The 24911-nt window shown below is 61.3% G+C and carries 17 protein-coding genes and 1 pseudogene; 11 read left to right on the top strand and 7 right to left on the bottom strand.

From position 1 onward, the window contains the following. The first annotated feature begins 2 nt into the window (after positions 1-2). The 7 genes from QN222_RS05990 (at position 3) to QN222_RS05960 (ending at position 7273) form a co-directional block, all read left to right on the top strand. The gene (locus QN222_RS05990) at positions 3-1466 is read left to right on the top strand and encodes an aldehyde dehydrogenase (protein ID WP_283963784.1); all 1464 of its coding nucleotides are present in this window, start codon (positions 3-5) and stop codon (positions 1464-1466) included. A 5-nt stretch (positions 1467-1471) separates the two neighbouring features. Next, positions 1472-1798, top strand: a complete 327-nt coding sequence (locus QN222_RS05985) for an NIPSNAP family protein (protein ID WP_283963785.1) — start codon at positions 1472-1474, stop codon at positions 1796-1798. A gap of 37 nt (positions 1799-1835) precedes the next feature. Further along, positions 1836-2846: a polyamine ABC transporter substrate-binding protein gene (locus QN222_RS05980; protein ID WP_283963786.1), complete on the top strand. Its 1011-nt coding sequence runs from the start codon at positions 1836-1838 to the stop codon at positions 2844-2846. 115 nt (positions 2847-2961) lie between these two features. Continuing rightward, a complete protein-coding gene (locus QN222_RS05975) occupies positions 2962-3840 on the top strand; it encodes an ABC transporter permease (protein WP_283963787.1) in 879 nt (292 codons plus the stop codon). A 1-nt stretch (position 3841) separates the two neighbouring features. Then, positions 3842-4642, top strand: coding sequence for an ABC transporter permease (locus QN222_RS05970; RefSeq protein WP_283963788.1), 801 nt, complete (start codon positions 3842-3844; stop codon positions 4640-4642). Further along, positions 4639-5718: an ABC transporter ATP-binding protein gene (locus tag QN222_RS05965; protein WP_284005304.1), complete on the top strand. Its 1080-nt coding sequence runs from the start codon at positions 4639-4641 to the stop codon at positions 5716-5718. Before QN222_RS05970 ends, QN222_RS05965 begins: the two co-directional genes overlap by 4 nt. 82 nt (positions 5719-5800) lie before the next feature. Further along, positions 5801-7273: an NAD-dependent succinate-semialdehyde dehydrogenase gene (locus tag QN222_RS05960; RefSeq protein ID WP_283960759.1), complete on the top strand. Its 1473-nt coding sequence runs from the start codon at positions 5801-5803 to the stop codon at positions 7271-7273. Between the two features lie 36 nt (positions 7274-7309). Here QN222_RS05960 and QN222_RS05955 read toward each other — a convergent pair. After that, positions 7310-7786, bottom strand: a pseudogene (locus QN222_RS05955) (mannonate dehydratase); the annotation flags it as partial. An 86-nt stretch (positions 7787-7872) separates the two neighbouring features. Between QN222_RS05955 and QN222_RS05950 the strand changes: the two are divergent. Next, positions 7873-8367: a GAF domain-containing protein gene (locus tag QN222_RS05950; RefSeq protein ID WP_283960758.1), complete on the top strand. Its 495-nt coding sequence runs from the start codon at positions 7873-7875 to the stop codon at positions 8365-8367. A gap of 226 nt (positions 8368-8593) precedes the next feature. Here the strand turns inward: QN222_RS05950 and QN222_RS05945 are convergent, their stop codons facing one another. From QN222_RS05945 to QN222_RS05925, 5 genes are read right to left on the bottom strand one after another with little or no spacing between them, the layout of a single operon-like run. Continuing rightward, positions 8594-9985 (bottom strand): HlyD family type I secretion periplasmic adaptor subunit, encoded by a 1392-nt coding sequence (locus QN222_RS05945; protein ID WP_283960757.1) that lies wholly within the window; start codon positions 9983-9985, stop codon positions 8594-8596. Then, positions 9982-12126, bottom strand: coding sequence for a peptidase domain-containing ABC transporter (locus QN222_RS05940; protein WP_283960756.1), 2145 nt, complete (start codon positions 12124-12126; stop codon positions 9982-9984). Before QN222_RS05940 ends, QN222_RS05945 begins: the two co-directional genes overlap by 4 nt. Positions 12127-12156: 30 nt before the next feature. After that, a complete protein-coding gene (locus QN222_RS05935; RefSeq protein WP_283960755.1) occupies positions 12157-12462 on the bottom strand; it encodes a hypothetical protein in 306 nt (101 codons plus the stop codon). Positions 12463-12487: 25 nt separating this feature from the next. After that, positions 12488-13714, bottom strand: a complete 1227-nt coding sequence (locus QN222_RS05930) for a GTP-binding protein (protein WP_283960754.1) — start codon at positions 13712-13714, stop codon at positions 12488-12490. 8 nt (positions 13715-13722) lie between these two features. Beyond that, positions 13723-19122, bottom strand: a complete 5400-nt coding sequence (locus QN222_RS05925) for a DUF4082 domain-containing protein (RefSeq protein ID WP_283960753.1) — start codon at positions 19120-19122, stop codon at positions 13723-13725. A 566-nt stretch (positions 19123-19688) separates the two neighbouring features. On the opposite strand from QN222_RS05925, the gene QN222_RS05920 reads away from it, so the two are divergent. Continuing rightward, a complete protein-coding gene (locus QN222_RS05920) occupies positions 19689-20363 on the top strand; it encodes a class I SAM-dependent methyltransferase (protein WP_283960752.1) in 675 nt (224 codons plus the stop codon). Between the two features lie 169 nt (positions 20364-20532). On the opposite strand, the gene QN222_RS05915 is transcribed toward QN222_RS05920, so the two are convergent. Next, complete coding sequence (locus QN222_RS05915; RefSeq protein WP_283960751.1) at positions 20533-21402, bottom strand: hypothetical protein; 870 nt, start codon at positions 21400-21402, stop codon at positions 20533-20535. A gap of 263 nt (positions 21403-21665) precedes the next feature. On the opposite strand from QN222_RS05915, the gene QN222_RS05910 reads away from it, so the two are divergent. Both QN222_RS05910 and QN222_RS05905 read left to right on the top strand, forming a co-directional pair. Further along, positions 21666-23135 (top strand): O-antigen ligase family protein, encoded by a 1470-nt coding sequence (locus QN222_RS05910; RefSeq protein ID WP_283960750.1) that lies wholly within the window; start codon positions 21666-21668, stop codon positions 23133-23135. 217 nt (positions 23136-23352) lie between these two features. Continuing rightward, the gene (locus tag QN222_RS05905) at positions 23353-24909 is read left to right on the top strand and encodes a lipopolysaccharide biosynthesis protein (RefSeq protein ID WP_283960749.1); all 1557 of its coding nucleotides are present in this window, start codon (positions 23353-23355) and stop codon (positions 24907-24909) included. Positions 24910-24911: the final 2 nt, after the last annotated feature.

Here is a 24911-nt window from a genome sequence, read left to right as displayed (position 1 = left end):
ACATGCAGCGCTTCCAATGTTACATCAATGGTGAATTCTTAAGTGGCGAATCCCGGTTCGAAAGCATCGATCCCGCCACCGGCCTTGCCTGGGCGGAGATGCCGGAGGCACGGGAAGCGGATGTCGATCGCGCCGTTGAAGCCGCACGCAACGCCCTTCACGATGGGCCGTGGCCGAGGCTCACCGCCACTCAGAGAGGCAAGCTTCTTTACAGACTTGCCGATCTCGTCGCTGAGAATGCCGGAAAGCTTGCCGAGCTCGAGACTCGTGACACCGGCAAGATCATCCGCGAGACCTCGGCGCAGATTGCCTATGTGGCCGATTATTACCGCTATTACGCCGGGATTGCCGACAAGATCGAGGGTTCCTATCTGCCGATCGACAGGCCAGACATGGACGTATGGCTCCGCCGCGAACCGATCGGCGTCGTCGCCATGGTCGTGCCCTGGAACAGCCAGCTTTTCCTGTCGGCGGTGAAGATCGGCCCGGCGCTTGCGGCCGGCTGCACCATGGTGGTGAAGGCCTCGGAGGATGGGCCGGCTCCGCTTCTCGAATTTGCCCGCCTGGTGCACGAGGCGGGCTTTCCCGCCGGTGTCGTCAACATCATCACCGGCTTCGGCGCATCCTGCGGCGCGGCACTCAGCCGTCATCACGGGGTGGACCACATAGCGTTTACTGGCGGGCCGGAGACCGCACGCCACATCGTGCGCAACTCGGCGGAGAATCTCGCATCGACTTCGCTGGAGCTCGGCGGTAAATCGCCGTTCATCGTCTTTGCCGACGCCGACCTCGAAAGCGCCGCGAACGCACAGGTTGCCGGTATCTTTGCCGCGACCGGCCAGAGCTGCGTGGCGGGCTCGCGGTTGATCGTCGAAAGGAGCGTCAAGGACCGCTTCCTTGAGATCCTCAGGATGAAGGCCGAGGCAATCCGGATCGGAAGCCCGCTCGATATGTCGACAGAGGTCGGGCCGCTTGCAACTCAGCGCCAATGCGATCACGTCAAGGCCCTGGTCGCGCGCTCGCTAACCGCCGGCGCCAGGCTGGTGACCGGCGGCACTGCGCCGGAAGGCGCCGGCTTCTATTATCGGCCGACCATTCTCGATTGCGACGGCAGCGCATCGCCGTCACTTGAAAGCGAATTCTTCGGGCCTGTGCTCTCGGTTGTCTCCTTCGAGACGGAGGCCGAAGCGCTTCGTCTTGCCAACGACACGCGTTTCGGCCTTGCAGCCGGGGTCTTCACCCAGAACCTCACCCGGGCGCACCGGCTGATGAAGGGAATCCGCGCAGGGATCGTCTGGGTCAACACCTACCGGGCAGTCTCCCCTATAGCGCCCTTCGGCGGCTTCGGGCTCTCCGGCCACGGACGCGAGGGCGGCCTCGAGGCGGCGCTCGACTACACGCGGACCAAGACCGTCTGGCTCAGGACCTCGGACGATCCGATCCCCGATCCGTTCGTGATGCGGTGACGGCAATGTTCTACGAAATCCGCACATACCGGCTGAAGAACGGCGCGATCCCCACCTACCTGGAGGTCGTGGAGGAAGAAGGGATCGCCATTCAGCGCAAGCATCTCGGCGAACTGGTCGCCTACTTCTTCTCCGAGATCGGGCCGATCAACGAGATAGTCCACATATGGGCCTATTCGAGCCTCGACGACCGCGAGCGGCGACGGGCCGCACTCATGGACGACCCGGACTGGCGGGCGTTCCTCCCCAAGATACGCGATCTCATAGAAGTCGCGGAAAACAAGATCATGAAGGCGGCGCGCTTTTCGCCGATCGGCGGCAGCGCGTCATAGAACAACAAGCAAAACCGGAACCACGGAGCAAGGGAACATGAGAAAGATACTCATTTTGGCGGCCGCCGCCGCAACTATCACAACAGCAGTGCCGGCATCTGCCGCCGATCTCGTTTTTTCGAGCTGGGGCGGCACGACGCAGGACGCCCAGAAGGCTGCCTGGGCCGACAAGTTCGCGGAGAAGTCCGGCACCAATGTGCTGCAGGACGGGCCGACCGACTACGGCAAGCTCAAGGCCATGGTCGAGGCGAATGCCGTCACCTGGGATGTTGTCGACGTGGAGGGCGACTACGCCGCGCAGGCCGGCAAGAACGGTCTGCTGGAAAAGCTCGACTTCTCCGTCATCGACAAATCCAAGCTCGATCCGCGCTTCGTCACCGACTATTCGGTCGGCAGCTTCTATTATTCCTTCGTCATCGGCTGCAACAAGGACATCGTCGATGCCTGCCCGAAGACCTGGTCGGACCTGTTCGACACCGAGAAGTTTCCGGGCAAGCGTACCTTCTACAAGTGGTCGGCGCCGGGCGTCATCGAGGCGGCACTGCTCGCCGATGGCGTGCCGGCCGATAAGCTCTATCCGCTTGATCTCGACCGCGCCTTCAAGAAGCTCGATACGATCAAGGGCGACATCATATGGTGGTCAGGCGGCGCGCAGTCGCAGCAGCTCCTCGCCTCTGCCGAGGCGCCCTTCGGCAGTCTCTGGAACGGCCGCATGACGGCTCTCGCGCAAAGCGGCATCAATGTCGAGACATCCTGGGAACAGAACATCACGGCGGCCGACTCGCTCGTCGTGCCCAAAGGCGCAAAGAACAAGGATGCCGCTATGCAGTTCATCGCGCTTGCGACATCGGCCGAGGCTCAGGCCGAACTCGCCAATTTGACCGGCTACGCGCCCATCAACTTGGATTCCCCCAAAATGATGGACGAGGAGCTGGCCAAGACGCTGCCGGACGCGCAAACGGCAAGCCAGGTCAACGCCGACATGAATTACTGGGCGGAAAACCGCGATGCGATCGGTGAGCGCTGGTACGCCTGGCAGGCTAAGTGACCACCGGAACGGGCCGGGAGGACGGTACACCGTTCTTCCGGTTGCTCCGGCGGCCTGAATGCGGCGCGCCGTCCGCTTTCGACGGCGCCTTGCCTCGTTAGGAGGAGAGATGACAATGGCTACGCAGACCGAAACCGAAAGCGGGAGACCGTATGCGCCGTCCGTGCGCGCCCGGCGGCCGACCGACTTTGATTTGACATTGCCGGCGCTCGGCCTGCTGATCCTGTTCTTCGTTCTGCCGGTTGCCATCCTACTGACGCGCAGCGTCACGGAACCCGTGCCGGGCCTCGGCAACTATGCCGAACTGCTGGGCTCTTCGACCTATTTGCGGATATTCGCAAACACCTTCATCGTATCCGGCCTGGTCACGCTCGTCTCATTGCTGGTTGGCTTTCCGGTCGCGTGGGCGCTCGCCATCATGCCCAGCCGCGTCGCTTCCGTGGTTTTCGCCATTCTGCTGCTGTCGATGTGGACGAACCTCCTTGCACGCACCTATGCCTGGATGGTGCTGCTGCAGCGCACCGGCGTCATCAACAAGGTGCTGATCGGAATGGGGCTCATCGACAAGCCGCTTCCACTCGTCAACAACCTGACGGGTGTGACGATCGGCATGACCTATATCATGCTGCCCTTCATCATCCTGCCGCTCTATGGCGTCATCCGGAAGATCGACCCAGCTATCCTGCAGGCGGCTGCGCTCTGCGGTGCCAATCGCTGGCAGTCGCTCGTGCGCGTCCTGCTGCCGCTCGCGATGCCAGGCATGGCGGCGGGCGCTCTCATGGTCTTCGTGATGTCGCTAGGCTACTTCGTCACCCCGGCCCTGCTCGGCGGTACTGCGAACATGATGCTCGCCGAACTCATTGCGCAGTTCGTCCAGTCTCTCGTCAACTGGGGCATGGGTGGTGCCGCCGCCCTTGTGCTGCTGGTCGTCACACTGGCGCTTTACGCCGTCCAACTCCGCTTCTTCGGCACCGATCGGATGGGAGGGCGCTGAGATGCTTTTGAACTTCGATCGCCTCGGCTGGTGGAAGCTCGTTCTCCTCGGCATCACGTTGCTGACGACGGTATTTCTGCTTCTGCCGATCCTTTTCATCGCGGCATTGTCCTTCGGATCGTCGCAATGGCTGATCTTTCCGCCGCCCGGCTGGACGCTGAAATGGTATCAGGAGCTTCTCGCCGATCCGCGTTGGCTCGAGTCCGCCTGGACGAGCTTCCAGATCGCCATCATCGTCACCGCCCTCTCGGTTCTCCTCGGCCTGCTCACGTCGTTCGGTCTTACGCGAGGACGGTTCATATTCCGGGAGGCATTGAGGGCGCTGTTCCTGACGCCGATGATCCTGCCGGTCGTCGTGCTCGCCGTCGCGCTCTACGCATTCTTCCTGCAGATCGGCCTCAACGGAACCATGACCGGCTTCGTCATCTCCCATCTGGTGCTGGCGCTGCCGTTCTCGATCCTGTCGATTGCTGGTGCGCTCGAAGGGTTTGACAAGTCGATCGAGGATGCCGCCGTGCTTTGCGGGGCCTCACCGCTCGAAGCCAAAATCCGGGTGACGCTGCCGGCGATCAGCCACGGCATTTTCTCGGCAGCGATCTTCTCGTTCCTCACCTCCTGGGACGAGGTGGTCGTCGCGATCTTCATGTCGAGCCCGACACTTCAGACGTTGCCCGTCAAGATCTGGGCGACGCTTCGGCAGGATCTGACACCGGTCGTCGCTGCGGCTTCCACGCTTCTCATCCTGTTGACCGTGCTCTTGATGGTGTTCGTCGCCATCGTTCGCAAAGGATTGAAATCATGAGCAAACCCTTTTTGCAAATCCGGGGTATCCGCAAGGAATACGGTCCGGTGGTCGCCGTCCAGGACGTCAATCTCGACGTGGCCCAGGGGGAGTTCCTGACCTTTCTCGGGCCGTCCGGATCGGGCAAGAGCACGACGCTTTACATCCTGGCCGGCTTTGAGAATCCGACGCGCGGCGACATCCTGCTGAACGGCCAATCCCTGCTGGCGACACCTTCGCACAAACGCAACATCGGCATGGTGTTCCAGCGCTACACGCTGTTCCCGCATCTCACCGTCGGCGAAAACATCGCCTTTCCGCTGACGGTCCGCCGACGGCCGAAGGCGGAAATCGACGCCAAGGTGCGAGAGATGCTGAAGCTCGTCCGGCTCGAGGGCTTCGAGGACCGTAAGCCGGCGCAGATGTCCGGCGGTCAACAGCAGCGCGTCGCTTTGGCGCGCGCACTCGCCTATGATCCGCCTGTGCTGCTGATGGACGAGCCGCTTTCGGCGCTCGACAAGAAGCTCCGCGAGGAAATCCAGCACGAAATCCGCCGGATACACCAGCAGACGGAAGTGACGATCCTCTATGTCACGCATGACCAGGAGGAAGCGCTTCGCCTTTCCGATCGGATCGCCGTCTTCTCGAAGGGCGTGATCGACCAGATTGGTACCGGGCCGGAGCTCTACGCCAATCCCGCCACCCGGTTCGTCGCCGAGTTCATCGGAGACAGCGATTTCCTGCCTTGCAATGTGGTCTCCACGGCGAACGGCCGGGCGGAAGTTGCGATCTGTGACACAATGAGAGTGGCCAACGTTCCCCTGCATGGAACTGTATCCTCGGGGACCAAGGCTTCCCTCATGCTGAGACCGGAGCGCCTGCTCTTGTCTAAAACGCGTTCGGACACCGGGTTGCCCGCCACGGTCAGCGATATCACCTTCCTCGGCAATAACGTCCACGTCGCAACAAAGACCAACAAGGGCAACGACCTGTCTGTCCGCCTTCCGTTTGGACACGAGGCGATCTCGGGACTCGCTCGCGGTGATGCCGTTTGGTTGAGGTTCGATGCCGGATCGGCCCACGTTTTCGGTCAATGAAGGTAGCCGACGCGGCATCTGGACGACAGAAATCTGGCACTTGGGGAGCAAGACGCGCACGTTCGCGCGAGGAGGCCTGTGAATGACGATTTCGGAAACCCTGCTCGTCAAACTGAAGGATACCAGCCTTGCCGTTGACAAGGGGTTGGTGGGCGCCGAGTGGCTCGCGAGAAGCGACAGTGGCAAGACATTCGACGTCACCAATCCGGCGACAGGCGAGTTTATCGCCACATTGCCCGACATGGGCCGGGCCGAAACCGCGCACGCGATCGATGCGGCGCACGCAGCGCAAAAGGCATGGGCGAAAAAGACCGGCAAGGAACGCGCCGCGGTGCTGCGCAACCTCTACGACCTGATGGTTGCCAATGTCGACGACCTTGCCACCATCCTGACGATGGAAATGGGAAAGCCGCTCGCGGAGGCGAGGGGCGAAATCCTTTACGGTGCGTCTTACGTCGAATGGTTCGGCGAGGAAGCAAAGCGCGTCTATGGCGACACCATTCCCGGACACCAGCCGGACAAGCGCATCATCGTGATCAAGCAGCCGGTCGGGGTCGTGGCTGCGATCACGCCGTGGAATTTTCCGAACGCGATGCTCGCCCGCAAGATGGCGCCGGCGCTCGCAGCCGGCTGTGCCATGGTCTCGAAGCCGGCGGCAGAAACGCCACTCTCGGCGTTGGCGATTGCGGTTTTGGCGGAGCGCGCCGGCCTGCCGGCGGGTCTTTTCAACGTCCTCCTGTCGACCGACTCGGTCAGTGTTGGCAAGGAGATGTGTGCGAACGACAAGGTGCGCAAGCTTACCTTCACCGGCTCGACCAATGTCGGCAAGATCCTGATGCGCCAGGGCGCCGATCAGATCATGAAGCTTGGCCTCGAGCTCGGCGGCAACGCGCCCTTCATCGTCTTTGATGATGCGGACCTCGACGCGGCGGTCGAAGGCGCCATGATTTCCAAGTACCGCAACAACGGTCAGACCTGCGTCTGCGCCAACAGGCTCTACGTACACGCCGACGTATACGACGCTTTTGCCGCGAAGCTTGCCGCCAAGGTTCGGGAGATGAAGGTTGGCGACGGATTCGAAGCCGGTATCGACGCCGGCCCGCTGATCTCGGAAAAGGCGCTTGCCAAGGTCGAGGAACATATCGGTGACGCTGTGGCAAAGGGCGCGGAAGTGGTTCTCGGCGGCAATGCCCAAGGCGGGCTGTTTTTCGAGCCGACCGTGCTGACGGGCGTCACCGTCGACATGAAGATCGCTCGCGAGGAAACCTTCGGACCTGTTGCGCCGCTCTTCAAATTCGAGACGGAGGAAGAGGTCATTGAAATGGCCAACAATACCGAGTTCGGCTTGGCGTCCTACTTCTACTCGAGGGATGTGAGCAAGATATTCCGCGTGGCGGAAGCGCTGGAATACGGTATGGTCGGCATCAATACCGGCCTGATCTCCACCGAGATGGCACCCTTCGGCGGCATCAAGCAGTCCGGCCAGGGCCGTGAAGGCTCAAAGTACGGCATCGAAGACTATGTGGAGATCAAATATCTTTGCCTTAGCCTCTGATATGTGCGGCAGGACGATGCGATAGAGGCTGCATCATCACTTCATTCCGTAGGTTGCGTGAGAGAGCGCCCGTTCGATGCCTCGCAATTCCGCCAGGCCCTTGAGCCGGCCAATTACCGGATAGCCGGGCTGCGCACCGCGGGTCACGTCGTCGAGGATTTCCTGGCCATGGTCCGGACGCATGGGAATCTGATGATCGGCCCGCCCCTCGGCCTTACGGCGCCTTTCCTCTTCGAGCACAGCCGCGATCACCGCCACCATGTCGGTGTTCCCCTCGAGATGCTCGTCCTCGAAGAACGAACATGGCGTTGTCTCATCGTCGCGCGTCACGTTGCGCAGGTGAAGGAAGTGTATGCGTGGCGCAAGCTTTCGGATCATGGCCGGCAAGTCATTGGCGGCACGAGCACCGAGGGATCCGGTGCAGAACGTCACGCCATTCGCGTGCAAGTCGACTGCCGCGAGCATGCCCTCGTAGTCCTCCAGGCGAGAAAGGATGCGCGGAAGGCCGAGAAGCTGGTTGCCGGGCATTGAAGAGCGATCTGATAGCGTGCAAGTTTGTCAGATGGCATAGTCGCAGCCGAAGGATTGAGGACAGCAACATGTATGTTACGAGAAGCATCGCTCAGGACGACAAGGGCTCCTTCTATCGCGAGCTCGCAAGCCAACTGCGCGGCCTTCTTGAAGGGGAGCGCGACGCGATCGCCAACGCTGCCAACCTCTCCGCGTTGATTTTCGACCTGGTACCCGACCTGAACTGGGCAGGCTTCTATTTCCTGAAATCCGAAAACGAGCTGGTGCTCGGCCCGTTTCAGGGGAAAGTCGCCTGTGTGCGCATAGCGGTGGGCAAGGGCGTTTGCGGCACCGCGGTCGCGGAAGCACGAGCGATGCTGGTTCCGGACGTTCATGAATTTCCCGGACATATCGCCTGTGACGCTGCCTCCCGTTCGGAGCTGGTGGTGCCGCTGATCAAGGACGGCAGAATTTTCGGCGTGCTCGATCTCGACAGCCCGATATCCGGCCGTTTCGATGCCGAGGATCAGGCTGGGTTTGAGGCGCTCGCTGCGATCTACGCCGAGGCGAGCGATCTGCAATAGGCCAGTCGATCCCGACGACCGCATCGGGCGTATATACGGGCGCGGGGCCAAGTCGCCTTTCCAACGTCAACGACTACGCGTCGAGGCTCAATCGGCAAGGCGATCGTGAGCTCCTGCTAGGCCTCGTCGGCAGGCACATACAGAGCTGGCGGAGGGGTTCACCTTCGGCATTGCCGACCTCGCGGACGGCTTCGACGGTTCTCGCCGATTCCATGCCGAGCCTCGGTCAAGGCTCGCGGATGGCGTCGTCGAGACCTCGCAGCAGCGGATAGAGGAAATAGGAAATGACGGTTCGACGGCCGACCTTGATCTCTGCAGATACGGTCATGCCGGGCAGCAGACGGACGGTCCCGGGCGGCGCGCGAAGCTCGGTGTCGCCAAGCGTAACACGCGCCTTGAAGAACGGAGCGGCCGCGTGAACCGCTGACGCTTCCTGCTGGCTTGGCGTGAAGGCGTCGCGGCTGATCGTCCGGATCGAGCCGGACGCGGTGCCGTATTTCTGGAACGGGTAGGCATCGAATTTGATGCGGACCTCCTCGTCGGCAGTCACGCGCCCGATATCGCGGGCATTGATCTCGACCTCGGCTTCCAGGGGCACGTTGAGCGGTACGAGCGTGACAATCGGCTCCGCCTCGCGCACGACCGAACCGACCGAACGTTGCGCAAGATCGAGGACGACCGCATCGGCCGGCGCCGTCAAGGCCACCATTTCCCGCCGCAGCTCCATCTTCTTTACTTCCGTGCTCGCCGTATCGCGCTGGCCGCGCAACTCTACAAGCTGCTCCGTCGATGTGCGGCGGAAGTCCTCGATGAACGCCTGTCGATCCGCCCTGAGCCTGGCCAGGGCATGTTCGGCTTCGGCTGACTTGCCGCGCAGTTGCGACAGATTGGCGTCGACGTCGAGGCGTGCATCGCGCGAGCTGAGGAAATTGATGAGCGAACCCTTCTCTTTTTTGTAGAGCGTCTCGCGCGCGTTCTCGATCCGGGTGAGGCTCTCGCGCCGGTCGAGCAGGATGACCTCCTGGTTCTTGCCCGCCTCGATTGCGGCAAGCTGTCCCGCAATCTGCTGGTCGAAATTCTGGAGCTGAGCGACGTAAAATGCACGCCGCTGACCAAAGAGCTGCAACTGCAGCCGTTCCTCGGGCGAATTGCCCGCGATTAAGGAATAATCGGCGTTGTCGAGTTCCGCCTCGATGCGCTCTATCTGCGCATCGAATGCCGCGAGCTTTACCCTCTGCTGGTCGAAGTCCGACTGGCTGAATGTCGCATCAAGCATCACGAGCGCTTGGCCAGCGCGAACCACCTCTCCGGTCGTCACGTCGATCGAACGAACGATGGAGGTTTCCAGCGGCTGCAGGATAATGGTCGGCCGGGTCGTGACCAGCTTGCCGGGAGCAACGACGACTTCGTCGATCGATGAGATCGACGCCCACAGAACCGCGGCGGCAATAAGGGCCGCAACGCCGTAGAGCGTCAGCCGAGCGATCTTCGGCGGTACGCGCTCCTCCAGTTCCACCGCGTCGGATTGAAATTCCGCAATGACCGGCGGCAGCGGCGGTCTTCCCGCGAGGTCGCGGTCGGAAATGATGTTTGCGGGTTGCGGGTTGCGGGCGCTCATGCGGACTGCCTCGTCTGCTGTGACCACAGGTGGCGATAGGTCATGCAGCGTGAAACGAGCTGGTCATGGCGACCGATATCGGCGATCTTGCCGCGCTCGATGACGAGGATCGCATCGGCATCGACGAGCGTGGACAGACGGTGCGAGACGATGATGACGGTGCGTCCCTCGGCGATCTTGGAGAGGTTCTGCCTGACGATTGCCTCGCTGTCGGGGTCGAGAGCGCTCGTCGCCTCGTCGAGAATAAGCAATCTGGGATCGGTGATCAGCGCGCGGGCGATGGCAAGGCGCTGCTTCTGGCCTCCGGAGAGATTGGAGGCATTTTCCTCGAGCAAGGTTTCGAAGCCGCGCGGCAGTCGCTCGATGAACTCCTCGGCGCCGGCAATGCGTGCGGCGGCGGCGATTTCCTCGATGCTTGCATCCGTCCTTGCCGCCGCGATGTTTTCGCGAACCGTTCCCCGGAACAGGAAGTTGTCCTGCAGCACGACGCCGATGCTCTTTCTCAAGTGAACGAGATCGATCTCGCGGCTGTCGTGACCGTCTATGCGCACGAGCCCCTGCTGGTTTTGATAGAGACCTTGGATGAGCCGGGTGACGGTCGTCTTTCCCGAGCCGCTCTTGCCGACGATGCCGAAGACGGAGCCCGCGGGAACCGTGAAGGAGACATCGTCGAGTGCAGGGGCGCCGTCGGGCCCGTACCGGAAAGTCACCCTGTCGAACTCGATCAGTCCCTTGAGATCCGGCCTGAGCCCGCGTCCACGCCCGAATTGCTCCGGGCGCTGGTTCATGATCTCGCCGAGCATGCGCACGGAAAGCGCCACTTCCTGATATTCGTGGATCATGGTGACGATCTGGACGAGCGGTCCGGAAACCCGGCCGGCCAGCATGTTGAAGGCAACGAGCGCGCCGATTGTCATTGTGCCGCTGAACACGTCGAGCGCGCCCAGTCCGACGATCGTGACGCTCATCAGTTTTTCCAGGAGCCCCGTTATCGCCTGCGCGAAGGTCGAAATCTTCTCGACGCGGAAGCGCACCGAGATCGACCGGGCCGAATGGTCGTCCCACACCCGGCGCTGGCGCGGTTCGAGCGCCAGCGACTTGACTGTGCGCATGCCGTGGACCGTTTCCACGAGCATCGCCTGTCGATCGCCTTCGGCCTGGTAGAGAGCCTGGAGCCGTTGCTGGAATGGTCCCACGAGCATCATCACCACGAGGCCCACCAGCGCGGCAAAGCCGAGCACCACGAAGGTAAGCTTGACGCTGTAGAGGGCGAGGATCGGAACGAACACCAGAAGCGACAGGCCGTCGAGCAGGGTGAGGAAGAGCCTGCCGGTCAGGAATTCGCGAATGCGCCCGGTCTGCTGCATGTGCTTCACCAGGACACCGGCGGACGCCTGTTCGAAAAGCGCGATCGGCAGGTTCAGGAGATGCCCGAAGGTGCGCGTCGCTATCCTGATATCAATCTTGTTGGTCGCATAGAGCAGGAGATAGCGGCGCAGGAAGGAAAAGGCGGCATCGAAGACCAGTGCGACCGCGATGCCGATGGTGAGAACCGTCAGTGTTGCGTAGCTCTGATGCACCAGCACCTTGTCGATGACCAGCTGGAAGAAGATCGGCGTGGTGAGGCCAAGCCCGTAAAGGGCGACGGCCGCCAAGGCGACGTCCCGGAAAAGCCCACGCTGGCGTACGATCTCCGGCAAGAACCAGCGAAAGCCGAAGGGCTGGTCATCGTCGCCGAGACGGTAGTTGCGTTTCAGGAGGACCGCCGAGCCGCGCCAGGCCTTGGAAAACTGGCTTTCATTCAGGACGATGAATTCGGGCCGCGCCGCCAGCGGATCGAGAATCCGGATCGCCTCCTCCTCGCTGTCGGTCGCAACACCGGCGATGACGACCCAGTTGCCATTCTCGAGTTCGGCAAGCACGGGATAGGCGCCGCCCATCTGAAAGAGCGACCGCCAGGTCAGATGCACGTGCCGGGCCCGCAGGCCGGCATCTTTCGCCATGCGAAGGAGCTGCCGGGTCGCGACCGGCTGGTCCCCCAATGCGTAGTCATGCAGCAGCCGTTCGGGCGAAAGGTCGATGCCATGATGACGGGCGACAAGGACCAGACACTGAAGACTGGTATGCGGATTGGTACTCATCACCCGCCCCAGAAATAGCTGCGCTTCGGATCAATTGAAGTTCGGTGACGCGTTGGTCGCAATCTGCCCCTGTTGGGTGTCGCCCGCCGGAAGTTTCTGGATATCGCCGATCCGCCGCACCGCGCCCGCTTCGACGAGGCCGGCAAGCGCCTTCTGCATGAGGTCCACCGCATTGGCGAACGCGTCCACCGGCATGATGATCCGCTGCCGGAACACCGGCTTCGGATTGTTCTTCTCATCCCGTTCGGTGGCGGAGAGAGACATCAAGTCGATCCTGACAATCGTTCCGGTGACAGTGATCTCGCCTATGCCGTCTGAATAAAGTTCGGTGCTCATCTTCTACTCCCTACTTTTGAGCTCATCATGCGGCAGGCGCGTGCTGCCATGTTGGAAACGGATCACGCAGACCGCGCGCAAGCTGCGGATCGAAGCCGGTCTCCTCGCCGATCAGGCAGTCGTCGAGCGCGGCGCGGATCGCAGCTTCGGCAAGGTCCGCGCCGATGAAGACGAGTTCCTGCCGGCGATCGCCCCAGACGGCGCTCCAATGCCGATCGAGCAATTCGCGGAATTGCGGAAAACGGGGCCAGTGCGCCTTCGGCACCGACGCCCACCAAACGCCCTTTGCCTCGGTGCGGCACTGGGTCCCCGCGATCGAAAGCTGGCCGATCCAGTCGGGGCGCGTTGCCAGCCAGAAATGCCCTTTGGCTCGGATGAGGCCTGTCCATTTTTTCGCGAGGAAATCCTCAAACTTCGCGGGATCGAAGGGACGCCGTGCCCGGTAGACGAAACTCGTGATCCCGTATTCCTCGGTTTCGGGGACATGGTCGCCCCAGCCATAGAGTTCCTTGTGCCACAGCGGGTGTCGCGCCGACTTCGTCTCGCTGAAAAGGCCGGTATCGAGGACCGTGGCGGGCGGCAGGCAACCGAAGTCGGTTTCTATGACGCGTGCGTCGGGGTTAAGCGCGGCGATGATCCGGCGTACCGTCGCTCGCGTTTCGACGGTCACTTCCGAGATCTTGTTGATCACCACGACGTCGGCGAACTCGATCTGGTCGACGAGAAGATCGATCAGGGTGCGTTTGTCGTCCTCGTCGCGGGCCTCGCCGCGGTCGGCGAGGAAATCCGTGCTCGCGTAGTCGGAAAGCAGGTTCATCGCATCGACCACCGAGACCATCGTATCGAGCCGGGCGACGTCACAAAGTGCGGCGCCTGCTTCATCCCTGAAGGAGAACGTTGCGGCGATCGGCAACGGCTCGGCAATCCCCGTGCCCTCGATCAGCAGATAGTCGAAGCGTCCTTCCGCCGCCAGGCGGCGCACCTCGGCAAGCAGGTCCGCGCGAAGCGTGCAGCATATGCATCCGTTGGTCAGTTCGACCAGCGTCTCGTCGGTGCGCGAAAGGTCGGCGCCCCCGTCGCGAACGAGGTCCGCATCGATGCTGATCTCGCTCATGTCGTTGATGATCACCGCGACGCGATAGCCCTCGCGGTTGCGAAGAATATGGCTCAGCAGCGTCGTCTTGCCTGCGCCCAGAAAGCCCGCAAGCACCGTAACCGGCAGTCGATCGTCACGCGTCGTTCCTCTCTCCATGCCCGCCCCTACGCCACGAGTTGCGGCCTGAACGCCACATCCACGTAATAGTTGGTGCTGTTGAAGCTGCTGGTCGGGAACAGCCCGCTTGCGCCATACCGATACACGCCGTTGCCACCGCTCAGCGCCGACGACAGCGCATGCAGATTGTCGTTGGCAACCTCGGAACTGAAGAAATTGCTCGTCGCCGAATAGAACCCGTTGGTGCTGTAGGAGACGACGTAGGTCGTATCCGGCTGGATCGCGACCTGCTCGGCGAGGTTGACCGACTGCCAGCCGCTTGCGGTTTCATTCGTGAAGGTGGCGCTTGCGAGCAGCGTTCCGGACGCTGTCCACAGATAGCCGGTATGCGGGCCCGTGTTGTTCGCGCCCTTGTAAAAGCGGAACCCGGTGATCCAGCCGGCCACGTCCGCCTGGAACTTCATGCCGAGATTGACGGCGCTCGGATCGTTCACCGAAGTGATCGCGGGCGCGCTGTTTGCGGCGAACACGTTCTGCTCGGCACCCTGCTGAATGACGTCGAGCGAGACCTGGGCTGAAGCGGTCTGGCCCAGGGCGTCTGCAATGGTGTAGGAGAAGCTTGCCGGGCCGGAATAGCCGTTTGTGGGAGTGAATGTGACGACGTTCGACTGGCTGTCGAAAGTCACGGAGCCGTTGACCGCGTTGCCGACCGCTGTGACGGATATCGGATCGCCGTCCGGGTCGCTGTCATTGGCAAGCAAGGCCGATGTCTGGATTGCCGATGGGCTGTTATAGTTCACCGAAAAGCCGGAATCATTGTTGGCTACCGGAGCCGTATTTTGCGTCGGCTGATCGTAGAGGACGTCGACCCAGTAGTTGGTGGCATTGTAGCTCGCCGTCGGAAACAAGCTGCTCGTTCCATAGGCGTAGACGCCGTTACCCCCGCCCGTCGCACTGGACGGCGCGGTCAGAGCGCCGTTTGAATGGCTGTTGGTGAAGTAGTTCGGGCTTGCGGCGTAGAAACCATTGGAATGATAGCTCGCCACGTATGTCGTACCCGCTGAAATGTTGACAGGCTGGGCGAAGGTCACCGTCTGCCAACCGCTGGGGGATTCGTTGGTGAATGTTGCCGAAGCAAGCAGCGTGCCCGTGCTGCTCCAAAGAGAGCCGACATGCGTGCCCGTGTCCTGCGCACTCTTATAGTAGCGCAGACCAACGATCGCTCCGCGAGCGGAAGCCGTGAATTTGACACCGAGTTCGATGGAGCTAGGGTCGCTGACTGCCGCGATACTCGGCGTGTCGGAGGCGGCGAACAGAGTGGTCGCCGTCGAGGGGGGCTTCACCGCCAGGTTCACCGTCGCCGATGATGTCCCGCCGCGGCCGTCCGATACGCTGTAGGAGAAGCTGGCTGACCCGCTATAACCGGCCGTTGGCGTGAAGATGAACGCGTTGGCCTGGCTGTCGAAGGTCACAGTGCCATTCGTCGCCCCCGTCGCACGTGTGATCGAGAGGATGTCGCCGTTGGCATCGGTATCGTTGGCGAGCACCGTGGATGCAGCGATCCACAACGGCGTGTTGTGATAGACGGTGATCCCGTTGTCGTTGGCGGCGACCGGTGCGACGTTGCCAGTCGCATAATCGAAGACGACGTCGACCCAATAGTTGGAGGCTTGATAACTGGATGTCGGGAAGGCAGTGCCTGCACCATAGGCATAGACACCGTTTCCGCCGCTCGTTGTCGACGCCAGCGCCGTCAGCGGACCATTGGCGTGCGCGGTCGTAAAATAGTTCGAACTCGCCACATAGGTGCCGTTCGTGTGGTAGGAGGCGACGTAGGTCGTGCCCGCGGTAATCTGGATCGGGCTGGAGAACTTGGCCGTCTGCCAGCCGCTGAACGACTCATTGGTGAAGGTCACCGTTGCCAGGAGCGTGCCGCTCGCCGTCCAGATGGAACCGGTGTGAGAACCGGTGTCGCCCGCCGCCTTGTAATAGCGGATGCCGGTAACCGTGCCGCTGCTGGAGGCAACGAATTTCATTCCCAGTTCGAGCCCGGTATTGTCGCTGAAACTGCCACCCGTCGGCCCCTCATCCGGTCCGAACAGCGATACGCCCGCAGGTCCGTCGTCGATCGTGAGGCTGACGCTGCCTTGGTCCGCACCGCCGCGGCCGTCGGATATCGTGTAGCTGAAACTTGCCGGACCAGCGTAGCCGGCGGTCGGCGTGAAAATGACATTGCCGGTTTGGGTATCCAGCGTCACCGTGCCGTTGACGGCGTTGCCGACGGCGGTGATCGTCAAGGCATCGCCATTGGCGTCCGTGTCGTTTGCAAGCAGGGCGGCGAAGGAAATCGATACGATTCCGTTGCGGTAGCCTGTGAAGCCGCTGTCGTCGGTTGCCACCGGCAACGCATTCGGGCCGGGGTCGAAGACCACGTCCACCCAGTAATTGATGCCGTTAGAGCTGGTTCCCGGGAAAGTGCTGGCATTGCTGTAGGCAAAGACGCCGCCGTTGTCGACGATCTTCAGGGGACCGTTGGCGTAGGCTCCGTTGAAATACCCCTCGGTCCACGAGTAGAAGCCGCCGCTGTGGTAGGATGCGACGTAGGTCGTTCCCGCCGTGATCTGGATCGGGCTGGCGAAGGTTACCGTCTGCCATCCGGAAATCGGTTCTGCGGTCGAGACGCCGGTGCCAAGGAGAGTACCGTTCGCGCTCCACAGGCTGACGACGTGCTCGCCTGCATTGTAGAACCCCTTGTAAAAGCGGATGCCCTCCACGGTGCCGTTGGTGGTAGATTGAAAGCGGACGCCGAGCTCCACGCCGTCCCGATCGACCACGGTCTCTACCGTCGGCCTGGACGCCAAGCTCCACAGGCTCGACGTCTGCGGTAGCGTTACGGTAACCTGCTTGCCGGCCGACGGCGTCTCGAGATTGAGGCTGTCGTCGACGGCGCGCGACATGATCGTGTAGGTGCCGCTTGCTTGCACGACCCAGCTGTAGGTCCAGTTTTCCCTGCCGGTCGCCTTGAACCAGTGCTGGCCGCCGTCCGTGGAGACTTCGATGCCGGCAATGATGCCGCCGCCGAAATCCTGCGCCGTGCCCGTGACTGTGACCCGCTGCCCCTCCACGAAGGTCGCGCCGACACTGGGGGACGTGATCGTCGAGGTCGGTTTGGCCGTATCCGTCGATTGCGCCGCCAGGATCAGGCTCGCATCGAGCGTCTGAGGCTGGATACCCATGTCGGCGAACATGTTGACCATCGCCTGCTGTACATTCGGATCGGTCGGTGTCGGCGCCCCCTCATGGTTGGAATCGAGGCCCCAGGACCAGAATACCGTGCCAGCCCCGAAGACGAGGGCCCCGCTCTCGGCCCGGTACATCGTCAAGCTATGAGTCACATCGGCGGAACCGATCGATGCACCGTAATCGCGTAGATACGTATCGACTGAAACCGTCGAGAGTGAGAGGTTTACCAGTCCAGCCGGCCTGAAACCGTTTTCGACATCGGAATCCCACTCATATCCCAACAGGTTCTGCACCAGGGAATAGGTCTGGCCTGGCTGGAGGTTCGCGACATCCGTGTTGCGCCAGAAGCGCAGGTTGGAATAATCGTAAGGAATGGTGATCGTGTCCTGGCGATAGCTGTCCACCGTGAACATCGTGCCGGTCAGCGAGTTTTCCGGCTCCTGTCCCGGGTCGGCAAATCGCGGGTCACGCCATGTGCCCGTGCCGACCGTGCTCGGATCGGTGCTGGTGCCCCAGGTCTCCTTGTAACAGACCATCGTCCGGTAGGGCGTGCCGTTGCCGTCGATGCTCGTTTCCCAGCGAACCTTCCAGTAGCATTCGTTGCCGCTCCAGAAGGCGAGATTGACGCCCGCATCTCGCGCGGCTTCGACGTTGGCCCGCTGTTCGGCCGACCAGTACTCGTCATGCCCGACCGAAAGGAAGGCATCGTGATTGAGCAGCAGCGTGCCGTTTCGCGTCGCATCGACGCCGGAGATGTAGGAAACATCGTAGCCATTCTGCTCGAGCCAGCGGATCGCCGAATGCTCAGCCCCGAAAATGAAGTCGTGCGTGCCGCCGACGGGGCTCGTATTGGTGATGATCGGCCGATTGTAGCTGACCGCGGAGGCTCGCCCGATCGCAGTCAGGCCGCAATTGCAGTTGGGGGGCATGTAGCCGATCATGTCGTTGGGATCGACCGGGACCTCTCCATAATAGAGACTGGCACCGCCCCAGGCGTTATAGGCCTGCCAGGTCGTATCGGACGTCTGGAAGACAATGTCGCTGGTGGAGCTGTCGTCGCGGACGATGAACGGGATGTGGCTTGAGCCCGCGGTTCCATCCTCGCGAACAAGCTTGGCGATGTAGACGCCCGACACCATGTCGTCGGGGATCGTCCAACTTGCCGAAACCGACCAGTTGCCGCAGTCGATCAGCCCACGCGCCATGTCCACGATCGGATGCGGTTGCAGCTGCGCCTGTGCAAGATTCACGTCGATCGTCGCCACTCTGCGGGCGCCGTCGCCGCCGTAATAGCCGAGACGATAGATTTCGATCCGGTAATCGGTCGAATCGGTTGCGATCTTGAAATCGACCGTCTGACCGATATTGGTGCTGATCTGCGTGGCAAAGCCTTGGATATTGCCGTCGCCATCACCGTCGATACCCCATTCGCTGACGGGATTTCCCTGCTTCATGTTTTCAAGGACGACCTTGTTCGGCGTCGCAGCGAGAGCCGTCGTCACTGCGGCGGTCGTCGTCGTGGCCTGCTGGGAGATCCCACTGAGCAACGCACTTGGCGAGAGGCTGGATCCACCCCCGACCAGCCATGTTCCTGTTGCAAGATTGGATGCGGCCCCCACGGTCCATGACGGGTAGGAGGCCGTGGATGCCTGTGTGCCGCCGTCGGTATCGGGAACCGACTTCTCCACGGAAATGCCGGTCGCGATGTTTTCGCCAAGCAACTTGCCGAGTCCGCCGGTGTCTTGCGGTGCCTTGTCGAGACCGGTTTCGCGTCGGTCTCTGCGGAGCCGGTCGCCGTCGTTGCGAGACTCGTTCGGATCCTGGTCGTCCCTCGGGAAATCGCCCAATCCGCCGGTGTCCTGCGGGAATTCGCTCGCACCACCGGTGTCTTGTGGGGCTGCCTCTCCATCGTGGTCCTGGTGAGGCGTGTCGGGCCCGGCGTCCTGCAACGCGTTGATTGTTTCTGCATCCTGCGGGTGCGACACGGCCCCACCGGCATCCTGCGCGGAATCCGCATCGCGCCTTTTCCGTCTGCGCGACGGGCCGTCATGCTCAATATTGACCCCTGCGCCGGGCATCACCGCCACGGAGATGGCAGGCGCAGCATCCAGGTTCGCATGATATGAGGCGGGGGTCGTGTAGACCCTGCTCGCACCACTGAAAACGCTCAAGTATTCATGGTTCTTGAGATGCATCCTGAGCATAGCGCACCGCCCCGATAGCCCTTTGCAATCGAATGGACCTAAGTCTTTGCAAAGGCTGATTTTGCCAGCTTTTGGCGTTCAGTGAACGATACCAATCCGTGGTGTACGCTTCTGCCAAAGTCGGTAGCCGCGGACGCGTCCCTCCACCGATGTGATTACCGCTTCGCGATGCCGCTCGCGACAGCCGCTCCACTCGGCCAATAACCTGCGCTGGTGCCATACGCTGTCAGGCCGTCACCGGAGCAGCTCTCCAGCGTGTCGCAAGTTGACTTCACCGTTGAGGCGCGCGGGAAGGCGGCCTGCGAGCCGGACGGCGCAGGCAATGATGCGTCCGGAAGACTTTCAGAAGCTCCAGCTAATCGAATTTCCGCCTCGTGCGTCGTGTCCACCCTACTAACAACGGTGGAACCCGAAGCCGCCGCCCGAGACCACTGATCTCCAAAAGAAGTAGGTCGTCCCCCTAAGCTCCGATGTGTCGAAGCCAAAATTCGGGTTCACCAGCCGGAGCGATTTCAGCATTCTAGGGTGAACGGGATTGGGACAGCCGGAAATGGAGTGCGGCGGGGATGCACGATTTGACGATCAACCGCTTTCGAACCGCTCGCGGCAGAATTCTACGGATGCAGATCGAACGGCTCGCCAGCCATCTCGGGCGCCCGGTGGTTATTCTGGACGTGGGGGGACGTCCTGACTACTGGGGAAATGTCGGATACGAAAACATCTCCCAAATCCGTCTCCTCAACATTGACGAGGAAGAATTCGACCGCGTGGGAATTTCCAAACTGTTCGTGAGCGAAATCGGCGACGCCCGCAATTTGAAGGACTACGCTGATAAATCCGTGGACCTGGTGCATTCCAACTCAGTGATTGAGCATGTTGGCGCGTGGCCCGATGTAAGTGCCATGGCTTCTGAATTGCTTCGGGTTGGACTTTCCGGTTGGGTTCAGACTCCGGCATGGGAATTCCCCATCGAACCGCATTTCCGCCTTCCCTTTTTGCACTGGTTCGCGGCGCCGATTCGACGGGCTGTTCTTAGAGCATCAAGGGACTATGGGACCTTGGACATCAAAGGCCGACGCTATCACACCGATCGCATCAACCTGCTCTCGTTCGGCGAAGTTAAGTCCTTGTTTCCAGACGAGGAGATCTTTGTCGAACGCTATGTCCTCCCGAAGAGCTATATCGTTCGGTGGGGCCCTGGAACGTCTCGGGAGACGATGGCACAAACGCAGAGCGCTTGATCTGACGCGCGCGCCTCGTCGCCGTTAGATCATTTCATTGTTTCATTGAAACCGTGAAATGATCTAACTCTTTGAAACTACGCAATTCCGGACGGAAAACCGTTACACACTTTTCCTGGAATTGCGCTAGCTGGAGTGGATGCCAGGACTTTCGGGAGCCGTCGTCGGCTCAACCGGTGCTGCAGGTCTGGGCGCGCAGATCGACGGGTTGGCCGTCCGCGTCGATACTGACAATCTTGGCGCTCCATGTGGGCACGAGAGTACATTTGACGTCGATCGGCCCATATCCCCAGGACTCGTTGACGATCTTCAGGTCTCTCACGGACCCGGTCATGCCGAGGCGGAACGGGTAGCCGCCGCCCTCAACCATCATCCGGTTGATGTCCACGGAGGAATTACCTTGGGCATCGGGGTAGAAGAAGGGAGCGGTGCCCCCACAGGCGCGCGTTTCAACGAGCTTCAGCACAACGTTGCGGACCATTACTGGCGGTCCGTCATACCCTTGGATCCCGTCACCGTGCCAGTCTTGGCATATGTCCGGGGGGACGATGCGTACATAGGAGTTCTCGATGACGACCGGTCCGCAATCGTTACTGCGTCCGCCGACGCGAAACCCCTCTGGTACATTGTCGATCTTCACGTTGCGCGCCGTGTAACCTCCGATGCCGATCACCGGCGGGTCCGTATCTCGTGTTTGCCGGGCGGACCGCGTTATCGTTGTATCCTCGATGACCAGGCCGTTGTTGCATCGGTCGCCCGGGACATTGTCGATGCGGCCACCGCGGATCTCCACGCGTCGCACGGTGACATTCGGGGCGCCGATCATCAGGTTCCCGTCGGTGATCCGCAGATCTTCGACAATGGCCCCCGCGCTGCGAACCCAGTAGTCGCCGGTAATCGAGCGGGTCGGCGTCCAGCCCGGCGGGGTTCCGGCCGAAGCAAGCGTCGGGTAAAGATCCTGACCGGAGGCCCGCGGCGCGAGCGCCAAAGCAAGGCCGATCCAGGCGGCGGCGACGGTCAGATCCCGGGTTACAAACAAGCCAGCCTCCCTTCGTGCCGACCTCGGGCACTCGCTCGACATACGTGCGGCCCGGTTTTCATCATAACGGTCCAGCGGAGCATGGAAAGGTGAGGGGGTTTCTCCGTTCGGATGAGCCGGAATGCGCTAGATGGTTCAATCGCGCCGGCAGCCCCCGTGTGTATAATCTCGATGGCCTCACCGGCCATCCTGAATGACGGATGGGAAGCACTGCTCGGGAAGGTCGGGGAACATTCCGCCTGTTGCTGTCGGGAAGTGCGGCGATGTCAAGACTGTATCGGCGGCCCAAGGCCGGTGAACTGGCAGGCACTTTGCGGCGCGCGCCCTTCACAAGCGTCGAGCGGAGAGCACCAACGCTCCTTGTTGCGACCGCCCAGCCGCACGGTACAAAGTTACCGTGGCCTGCCACGGTTTTTCTCGTCAGCCTCATCGTTCCATCGATCGTGGAGGTGGGCCCGCTAAGCATCGCGGCCTACCGCGCCATTCTCATGATCGCGCTGGTACCCTGCGTGGTCACGTGGCTGCGCGGCGGAGCGGGACGCATCAATGCGGCCGATATCGGGGTTTCCCTATTTTGCCTTTGGGCATGGGTCAGTGTGGCGGTTAATCACGGCTTCTCGGCAGCGGTCGAACCCGGCGGTATCCTGCTTGTCGAGACCCTCGGAGCCTACCTCCTGGCGCGGTGTTACGTCCGCGACGCCGAGAGCTTCAGGAACATGACCAATCTGATGGTCAAGCTCATACTCTTGCTCTTTCCATTCGCAGTTTACGAATGGATTACCGGCAGCAAGCCGATCCTGTCCGCCTTCGGTTTCTTTTCCCGCACAGTCGAGATTACGATGATGGAGCCGCGGCTGGGGTTCTGGCGGGTCCAGGGTCCGTTCGCCCACTCCATCATGTTTGGTCTTTTTTGCGGCAGCATGATTGCGTTGGCCCATTTCGTCGAGGGCAGCGGCTGGCGGAGGCTGCTCGCACCCCTCGTCGCCGGGGCGGCCGTATTGTCAATGTCGTCGGCCACCATCGCAACAGTTTTCCTGCAGGGCGCGCTTATATCGTGGAACTCTTTCCTGAGAGCGTACGAAAACAGATGGAAGCTTCTGCAGCTCCTTATCTTCGCGGGATATCTCGTGGTTGAGTTCGGATCCAACCAGACACCCATCCAATTCTACATTTCCAAGTTCACATTAGATAGGCAGACGGGCTGGTTCCGTCTCTGGATATGGGAGTACGGATCCGCTTCGGTGCTCAATCACCCGCTCTTCGGAATTGGCTTCGGTGATTGGGTGCGGCCGAATTGGATGGCTCCCGACAGCGTCGACAATTTCTGGCTTCTGACCGCGATGAGGTACGGGCTGCCGGCCTTGATTTTCATTCTCGGATCGTTTTTCTGGATTGTCTTCAAAGTCGCGTACGAGAAAACCGGCGACGAAATTTCGCGCGAATACCGCGTTGCATATCTCATCTGCATGACGACCTTCTTCGTCGGCGGAACCACAGTTCATTTATGGGCTGCCCCGTATGCATGGTTCCTGTACCTGATGGGCAGCGGCGTCTGGTTTTTCGGCAACGGGAATCGTGACAGCGTTGCAGCGACGCAGTCAGATGAGTCGGCGCGACGTGCCCTTGAGGAACCGCTGTGGACGCGAGGCTCTGCTACGGCGGGTGCTCGGCGGCGCCACGTGGCTCAACCCAGCCGCAGCTCGCGCCGTCGTCATCTGGCTCCCCGAAACTGACCTCGATAGGCTGTCCACGCTCGCGTGCCCGCCGGGATCGGCCTGACACCGTCGTTTTTCAGGCGAACCGCCCTCGAACGCAAATGAATATGCCCTAGCCAAAAGGACTAGCTCCGCAGTTGGCTGGGTACAGGTCATGCACCATTGACGATCTATCGTATCAGCCATAACCGCCTGACAATGACACCGGGCGTCTGGTTCAGATTCGGGTGTTCGAATGAGTGACGTGGATGCACGCTTTTATATTTCGATCCTTTTGAGAAGATTGCCTTATCTGGTGGCGATCGTCAGTTCCGCGCTGGCGCTTGCCGTCATTGTAGCCAGCATCCTGCCACCCCTTTATCGCGCCAGTGCCAAGATCCTTGTAGAGGCTCCGCAGATCCCCGCGGAACTGGCACGATCGACGGTCCCGATACAGGCCACCCAACAATTGCAGATCATTCGGCAGCAGATCACCGCGCGGGACGACCTTCTCGCGCTTGCCAGGAAACTTGAGGTCTACGGCACGGAAGAAGCCGAACTTTCGGACCAAGACATCGTTGACGACATGCGGTCCCGCATCACCTTCGAAGAAATCGGACTGAGCTCGCCCTATGGCGACCCGGGGCCGTCGGTGGCAAGCGTCAGCTTCACGGCAGCCGATCCTGATCTGGCGGCAAGGGTTGCCAACGAGTTTGTCGACCTGATCCTGCTCAAGCAGCAGCAACAACGAACCGGTCGTGCTGCCGACACCGTGAAATTCTTCGACCAGGAGGTCGCAAGGCTTGGCTCGGACTTGAATCGCCTCGAAGCCGAGATTCTGAGATACAAGAACGAGAACGCGGACACGCTCCCAGAAAGCCTTGAGTTTCGGCGCAGCCTGCAAACCAGCCAGCAGGAGAGATTGATTGTGCTCGAGCGCGAAGAGTCCGATCTCCGCGCCAGGCGCAGCAACCTTGTCGAGAGTTATGCCCTTACAGGACAGACCGTCGATGGTGGCGTGGCGACACCGGAACAGCAGATGCTTGTGGAACTGAACCGCGCCCTTGCGGAGCAGCTCGCGATCTTTTCGGAAAACAGCCAGAATATCGTGGCCCTTCGTGCGCGCATCGCCTCACTGCAGGCCGCGATGCGCTCGCGGCCTGCCACTGAAGGTCGCTCGGCCAGTGATACGGGAGAGCGTTCCGGGCTCGACCTGCAACTGTCATTTATCGACGAGCGTCTGCGGGTGATCGACCGCGAGAAGGCAGCGATCACGCAGCGCATTGCCGAGTTGACGAAATCGATTAGCGCGACGCCCGACAGCGAAACCGTTCTCTATTCGCTTGAGCGGAACCGCACAAATCTGCAGACGCAATACAATACCGCAATCGCCAGACGCGCAGAGGCGATGATCGGTGAACAGATCGAGAGACGAGCCGACGGAGGTCGCTTCTCCGTCCTCGAGCGGGCGACTCCTCCTCAGGATCCGGAAAGTCCGAAACGCCGCCGGATCGTGCTCCTCGGTGCGATCGGCGGATTGGGCTTGGCCGTGGCGCTCATCGGGCTGCTTGAGTTTTTCAACGGGACGGTGCGCAGGCCCATCGAGCTCGTGCGGATGCTCGACCGCCAGCCGCTCGCCACCATTCCGTATATCTCGACGGCAGACGCGATCCGCAACCGCTTCAGGCGAACCGTGGCAGCGGTGTTCTCCGGCGCCGCCGCTCCGGTGGCGCTTGTGGCCGCGCACTACTTCTATATGCCACTGCCGCTTGTATTTCAGAACGTCTATCAGTGGCTTACCGCGCTGGTCTAGCG

Origin of the sequence: Sinorhizobium sp. 6-70, assembly GCF_030124375.1 — a bacterium.
Taxonomy (GTDB): Bacteria; Pseudomonadota; Alphaproteobacteria; order Rhizobiales; family Rhizobiaceae; genus Sinorhizobium.
The sequence above is the reverse complement of the archived record's forward strand: the minus strand, read 5'-3'. Positions and strand labels throughout refer to the sequence as shown.